Here is a 6,418-nt window from a genome sequence, read left to right on the forward strand (position 1 = left end):
TCGGGGTCTCGGAGGAAAAGCTGAACGCCCTGCCGGCCGACAAGCTGGTGGAGATCCGCAGCAACGGCGCGCTCGCCCAGATCTACGCCCACCTGCTGTCGCTGGTCGGCTGGGACCGGCTGGTGGCCCTGGCGCTGGCGCGGGCTCCGGCCCAGCCGCAGGCCGCGAACGCGTAAGCACAGTTCCTCCCCCAGCGCGCAGCGCGATTTGGGGGAAGGGGACCGCGAAGCGGTGGAGGGGGTCACCCGCTGACGTTTGAGCGGACCCCCTCAGTCAGCTGCGCTGACAGCTCCCCCAACGGGGGAGCAACTGCTTTCAACGCGCGAACACGCTCCGGGTCAGGCAGGAGAAGACCAGGCGGCCGGCTTCGTCGAGCAGGTCGTGCTGGGCGATGATGATGCCCTTGCCTTCGCCGACCGGGTCCTTGGCCATGATGGTCATGCGGCCGCGCAGCAGCTCGCCGGCCGGCGGGTTGCGCACCCAGCGCAGGGCGTCGACGCCCAGGCGCTTGGTCTGCGGCCACTCGGTGTGGGCGATGGCGTCGAGCTTGGCCCAGATGGCGTAGACCATGGCGTCCGGCGCGCCGCGCTCCGGCGCCCAGCCCGGCGTGAAGGCGGCGATGAAGGCGTTCAGCGCCTCGGTCTCGACGCCGCAGGCGCCCAGCGACACTACCTGTCCGATCTGGATATCGTCGAAGGGGGCTGGCACGGCGGGCGGATCCTCGCAGGCGTCTGAAAAGCCGACGGGGCGATGATGGCGGTGCGTCGGCGGCGAAGTCGAGCCTGGGTTTGCGTCGCCTTTTGCGTCCCCGGCCAAGGCACGCCATATAGCGGCCCAGTTGGGCGCGCTTGAGAGGCGAATGATGCGGTTTCTGGCAGGCGTGTTCCTGGCGCTGGCGATGGCGTTGCCGGCCCCCGGTACGGCTTGGGCGCAGACCGGCCCCCAGCGCCACGTGACCGCCGAGCTGATCGCTGAGCGGCAGGGGATTGCGCCCGGCCAGACCATCCACGTGGCGCTCCGCCAGCAGATCCAGAAGGGCTGGCACACCTATTGGCGCAACTCCGGCGACAGCGGCGAGGCGACCCGGATCAAGTGGGACCTGCCGGCTGGCTGGCAAGCGGGGGACTTCACCTGGCCCGCGCCGCGGCGCCTGCCGGTCGGGCCGCTGATGAACTACGGCTATGAGGGCGAGGTGCTGCTGCCCGTGGCGCTGACCGCGCCCGCCGTCGCCAGGCCGGGCGACAAGGCGACGCTCAAGGCCCAGGCCTCGTTCCTGGTCTGCGCCGAGATCTGCGTGCCTGAGGACGCGACGCTCAGCCTGATCCTGCCGGTCACCGCCACGCCCGCGCCGCCGGACCCCAAGTGGGACGGGGCGATCGAGAAGACCCTGGCCGCCGCGCCGAAGCCCGCGGGGCTGGCGGCGGTGTTCCAGCCGCGCCCGGCGGGCGTGGCGCTGGCCATTACTGGCCCCGCGCTGCAGGGCGCTGACCTGGCGGACGCCTACTTCTATCCGTTCGAATCCACCGTCATCGACCACGCCAGGCCGCAGGCCATCGAGCGCGGGCCGCAGGGCCTGACCCTGACGCTGGCCCCCGGCTACGGCTTCCAGGGCGGCAAGTCGCCGGCGGGCCTGGCCGGCGTGCTGGCGGTGGGCGACAAGGCCTATGAGGTCGCAGCGACGCCGGGCGCGCCGCCGCCGGGGGCCTCCGGCCTCGGCCCGCCGCCCGCCAAGGCCGCCGGCGCTGCGAACCTGGGCCTGGCCGCCGCGGCGCTGTTCGCCTTCCTGGGCGGGCTGATCCTCAACCTGATGCCCTGCGTGTTCCCGATCCTGGCCATGAAGGCCGCCTCGCTGGCCGGACACGGCGGCGGCGAGCAGGCGGAGGCGCGCCGCCAGGGTCTGGCGTTCGGCGTCGGATCGGTGGCGACCTTCCTGGCGCTGGCGGCCGGGCTGATCGCGCTGAAGGCCGCCGGCTCGGCGGTCGGCTGGGGCTTCCAGCTGCAGTCGCCGCCGGTGGTGGCGGTGCTGGCGCTGTTGATGCTGGCGGTGGCGCTGAACCTCTCGGGCCTGTTCGAGGTCGGGACCTCGCTGCAGGGCGCCGGCACGGGGCTCGCCAGCCGCGGCGGGTCGCTGGGCGCGTTCTTCACCGGCGCGCTGGCGGTGGTGGTGGCCGCGCCCTGCACGGCGCCCTTCATGGGCCCGGCGCTCGGCTGGGCGCTGACCCAGACGCCAGTGGCGGCCCTGACGGTGTTCGCCGCCCTGGGCGTGGGCTTCGCCGCGCCGTTCGTGCTGGTGGCCTTCGCGCCGGGCCTGCTCGCGCGGCTGCCGAGGCCCGGACCCTGGATGGACCTGTTCCGCAAGGCGCTGGCCTTCCCGATGTACGGCGCGGCCGCGTGGCTGGCCTGGGTGCTGGCCCAGCAGGCCGGGCCCGAAGACCTCGCCAAGCTGTTCGCCGCCGCCGTGGCGGTGGGGCTGGCCGCCTGGCTGGCCGGCCTCGCCCAGCGCCGCGCGGCCATGGGCGGCAAGCCGTTCGTCCTGACGGCCGGCGCGGGGGTTCTCGCGGCGCTGGCCGTGGCGGCGGTCGTCTGGCCGCAGGACAAGGCCGCCGAGCTGCAATCGGAGCCCTATAGCCCAGCCCGCGTCGCGACCTTGCGCGCCGAGGGGCGGCCGGTGTTCGTCAACTACACGGCGGCCTGGTGCGTCTCCTGCCAGGTCAACGACCAGGTGGCCCTTTCCACTCATGCGGTGGCCTCCGCCTTCGCCCGCCATAAGGTCGCCTATTTGAAGGCCGATTGGACGAAGCGCGATGCGACCATCGCCGCCGAACTGGCCAGCCACGGTCGGGCGGGCGTGCCGCTCTACCTTGTGTATGGAACGAACGGCGGCGAGGGCGTTATCCTGCCGTCGATCCTAACGCCGGACATCGTGGTCAAGGCGGTGGAGGCCGCAGACCGAGCCGGAAGCTGAAGGGAGCTTAGCCGATGATCGCCCTGTCACGCCGCACTGTCCTCGCCGCCGCCCTGGCCTTCGGTTTCGCGGCGCCCGCCTTCGCCGAGCCCGAGCTCGGCCAGCCGGCGCCCGCCTTCAAGGCGGTGGACGAAAGCGGCCGCGAGCGCACGCTCTCCGACTACCTCGGCAAGACCGTGGTGCTGGAGTGGACCAACTCGGGCTGTCCTTACGTGGGCAAGCACTATGGCTCGGGGACCATGCAGGCCTTGCAGGCCAAGGCGACGGGCGAAGGCGTGGTGTGGCTGACGGTGTCGTCCTCTGCGCCGGACACCCAGGGCTATTTCACGCCTCCGACGGCGCGGCTCTGGAAGGCCAAGGTGCATTCGGCGGCGACCGCGATCCTGCTGGATGGCGCCGGCAAGGTCGGCCGCGCCTACGGGGCCAAGAACACCCCGCACATGTTCGTCATCGATAAGGCCGGCAAGGTCGCCTACATGGGCGGCATCGACGACCGCCCCTATGCGGACCCGGCCAGCCTGAAGGGCGCCAAGCCCTATGTGGCCCTGGCGCTCGCCGACCTGCAGGCGGGGCGGCCGGTGGCGACGCCGGTATCGAAGCCCTATGGCTGCAGCGTGAAGTACGGCTCCGCCGACTAGGCGTGCGGCTTTCGAGGGACAGCGCTTGACCGACCTGACCGCCGCCTGGGACCGACTGTTGCAAGCCGCCGCAGGCGCTGACGAACGCCGCATCGTCTCGCTGTTCGACGCCGAGCCGGATCGGCTGGCGCGGCTGTGCGTGACGGCGGCCGGGCTCGAGCTCGACCTCTCCAAGCAGCCCTGGTCGCTGGCCGACCTCGACGCGGCGCTGGCGCTGGCGCTGGCGGCGGACATCGAGGCGGCGCGCGACCGGCTGTTCGCGGGCGAGCCGGTGAACGCCTCCGAGGGCCGGGCGGCGCTGCATATGGCGCTGCGCGCGCCAAAGGGCTCGGACTTCAAGGCGCAGGGCGAGCCGGTGTCCGCCGAGGTGGAGGCCACGCGGGCGCGGATGGCGGCCTTCGCGGAGAAGATCCGCTCCGGCGCGCTAAAGGGGGCCACCGGCAAGCCGTTCCGCGCCGTGCTGCACATCGGCATCGGCGGCTCCGACTTCGGGCCCCGGCTGGTCTGGGAGGCGCTGCGGCCGGTGGCGTCCGCGATCCAGGTGCGGTTCGCGGCCAACGTCGACCCGGCCGAGATGGCCTTCGCGCTGGCCGGCCTCGATCCCGCCGAGACCCTGGTGGTGGTGGTCTCCAAGACCTTCACCACCCAGGAAACCATGACCAATGCGCAGACGGCGCGGGCCTGGCTCAGGGCCGCGCTCGGGCCCGCCGGAGACGCCCACCTGGTGGCGGTCTCCACCGCGCTCGACCTGGTGGAGGCGTTCGGCGTGCCGGCCGACCAGGTGTTCGGCTTCCGCGACTGGGTCGGCGGGCGCTACTCCGTCTGGTCGTCCGTGGGGCTGTCCTGCGTCATCGGCCTGGGCGCGGAGGTGTTCGAGCGCCTGCTGGCGGGCGCGGCGGCCATGGACGACCACTTCCGCGCGGCCCCGCTGGCGACCAACGCGCCGGTGCTGCTGGCGCTGGCCCACATCTTCAACCGCAACGGCCTGGGCCGCCCGGTCCGCGCCGTCGTGCCCTACGCCCAGCGGCTGCACCTGCTGCCCAACTTCCTCCAGCAGCTGGAGATGGAATCCAACGGCAAGCGGGTGACGGCGGACGGGCGTCCGGTGGCCCACGCCACCGCCGCGGCGGTGTTCGGCGATGCCGGGACAAACGTCCAGCACGCCTTCTTCCAGTTGATGCACCAGGGGACCGACGTCATCCCCATCGACATCATCGCCGTGCGCGAGACCTCCGATGGCGATCCCGCGGCGCAGCGGATCCTGCTCGCCAATGCGGTCGCCCAGGCCGAGGCGCTGATGGTCGGGCGGCCCGAGGCCGAGGTGCGCGCCGAGTTGTCCGCCAAGGGCCTGTCCCGGGCGGAGATCGACCGCCTGGCCCCGCAGCGCACCTTCCCCGGCGACCGCCCCTCGGCCTTCATCCTGCTGGACCGCCTGACGCCTGAGCGGCTCGGCGCGTTGCTGGCGCTCTACGAGCACAAGACCTTCGTCGAAGGCGTGCTTTGGGGGATCAACAGCTTCGACCAGTGGGGCGTCGAACTGGGCAAGACCCTGGCCAGCCGAGTGCTCTCCGAACTGGAAGGCGGCCCGCCCGGGACGCACGATCCGTCGACCTCGCGGCTCATCGGAGACCTGAAGGCATGAGCGCACCGCTGGTCAGGGTGTTCGACAACCTCCTCGCGTCTTCCGATCACGCCGCGATCTGGAATTACCTGAGCCTGCCGGGCTGGGCCTACGGCGGGTTCTCGGCCGACGGGCCCGACGCCGACCGCTATTTCTACAAGCACTTTGCCGGTTTCCGGCGCGACGGAGGCGAGGCGCGCGATCCGGCCGCCATCGAGGACGAACTCCTGCAGACGGCGCCGATCCTGGCTGAGATGTGGTCCGCGCTGAAGAAGGGGCCGCTCGCCGGCCAGGGCCTGGCGCGCTGCTATGCCAACGGCATGGGCGGCGGGATCGAGGGCGGGCTGCATCTCGACTCCAACATCGACACCCACCTGACCTCGATCTACTACCCCCACCCGGCCTGGAGCCCCAACTTCGCGGGCGAAACCCTGCTCTTCAACGAGGCCGGCGACGAAATCGTCGCGGCCATCTATCCGAAGCCGAACCGGCTGGCCGTGTTCGCGGGCACGATCCCGCATGTGGCGCGGCCGATGTCGCGGCGCCGCTCGGACCTTCGCATCACCTTGATGTTCAAGACGATGCCGGCGTGAAGAGGTCGGCCAGCGTTGTGGATTTCTCCATGATCCTCCGCTATAGGCCCAGCCCCATGAGCGGCTTCGCGCATCATCACGGCCACCACCACCATCCGACCCTCGCGGGTTCGGCTTGGGATCGCTTGGCTTAGGCGCACCCTCTCCGAGCCCCGCTTCCGCGGACGGGGCTCGATCGATTTTCCAGCTCCGTCCGTCGCCCCTTTCACCAGGACGTAGACGATGGACAGCCTGCCTTCCCCAATAGCTTCCTTGAGCGAGCGACCGGCAACCGGTAAGCGCCAGCCCATGACCTCCGACCCCGCCCGCCCGGAAGCCCGCACCCCGCGCGGCTTCGTCGACCGCCGCGCCCGCGACCTGACCGCCGAGCGGAAGATCCTGGCGGCGGTGGCCGAGGTCTATGAGCGCTACGGCTTCGAGGCCCTGGAGACCGGGGCCTTCGAATACGCCGACGCCTTGGGCAAGTTCCTGCCGGACGCCGACCGCCCGAACGAAGGCGTCTTCGCCCTGCAGGATGATGACGAACAGTGGATGGCGCTGCGCTACGACCTAACCGCGCCGCTCGCCCGCTTCGCCGCCCAGAACTGGGAGACCCTGCCCA

At 71.7% G+C, this 6,418-nt stretch carries 7 protein-coding genes; 6 read left to right on the plus strand and 1 reads right to left on the minus strand.

The window, feature by feature from the left end:
* Positions 1-176, plus strand: a 176-nt coding sequence (locus tag JWP28_RS17550) for a SapC family protein (RefSeq protein WP_299544953.1), incomplete at its 5' end; no start/stop codon positions are given.
* Positions 177-315: 139 nt separating this feature from the next.
* Here JWP28_RS17550 and JWP28_RS17555 read toward each other — a convergent pair.
* Positions 316-708: an acyl dehydratase gene (locus JWP28_RS17555; protein ID WP_299544946.1), complete on the minus strand. Its 393-nt coding sequence runs from the start codon at positions 706-708 to the stop codon at positions 316-318.
* A gap of 190 nt (positions 709-898) precedes the next feature.
* On the opposite strand from JWP28_RS17555, the gene JWP28_RS17560 reads away from it, so the two are divergent.
* From JWP28_RS17560 to JWP28_RS17580, 5 genes are all read left to right on the plus strand, one after another.
* Positions 899-2,965 carry a protein-disulfide reductase DsbD domain-containing protein gene (locus JWP28_RS17560; protein ID WP_299544955.1) on the plus strand — a complete coding sequence of 689 codons (2,067 nt, stop codon included), beginning with the start codon at positions 899-901 and terminating at the stop codon, positions 2,963-2,965.
* Between the two features lie 14 nt (positions 2,966-2,979).
* On the plus strand, positions 2,980-3,603 hold the full coding sequence (locus JWP28_RS17565; RefSeq protein WP_299544948.1) for a thioredoxin family protein: 624 nt from the start codon (positions 2,980-2,982) through the stop codon (positions 3,601-3,603).
* Between the two features lie 25 nt (positions 3,604-3,628).
* Positions 3,629-5,245, plus strand: a complete 1,617-nt coding sequence (pgi, locus tag JWP28_RS17570; RefSeq protein WP_299544949.1) for a glucose-6-phosphate isomerase — start codon at positions 3,629-3,631, stop codon at positions 5,243-5,245.
* Positions 5,242-5,817 (plus strand): 2OG-Fe(II) oxygenase, encoded by a 576-nt coding sequence (locus JWP28_RS17575; RefSeq protein WP_299544951.1) that lies wholly within the window; start codon positions 5,242-5,244, stop codon positions 5,815-5,817. Before pgi ends, JWP28_RS17575 begins: the two co-directional genes overlap by 4 nt.
* Before the next feature lie 288 nt (positions 5,818-6,105).
* Positions 6,106-6,418: ATP phosphoribosyltransferase regulatory subunit (locus JWP28_RS17580; RefSeq protein WP_299544952.1), on the plus strand; the 313-nt coding region annotated here is incomplete at its 3' end.

Source organism: Phenylobacterium sp., assembly GCF_028290885.1.
Taxonomy (GTDB): domain Bacteria; phylum Pseudomonadota; class Alphaproteobacteria; order Caulobacterales; family Caulobacteraceae; genus Phenylobacterium.

Bases quoted from the DNA above. Each gene is read 5' to 3' on its own strand.
- JWP28_RS17560 (WP_299544955.1), top strand. From the start codon at position 899: ATGGCGTTGCCGGCCCCCGGTACGGCTTGGGCGCAGACCGGCCCCCAG.
- JWP28_RS17575 (WP_299544951.1), top strand. From the start codon at position 5,242: ATGAGCGCACCGCTGGTCAGGGTGTTCGACAACCTCCTCGCGTCTTCC.
- JWP28_RS17565 (WP_299544948.1), top strand. From the start codon at position 2,980: ATGATCGCCCTGTCACGCCGCACTGTCCTCGCCGCCGCCCTGGCCTTC.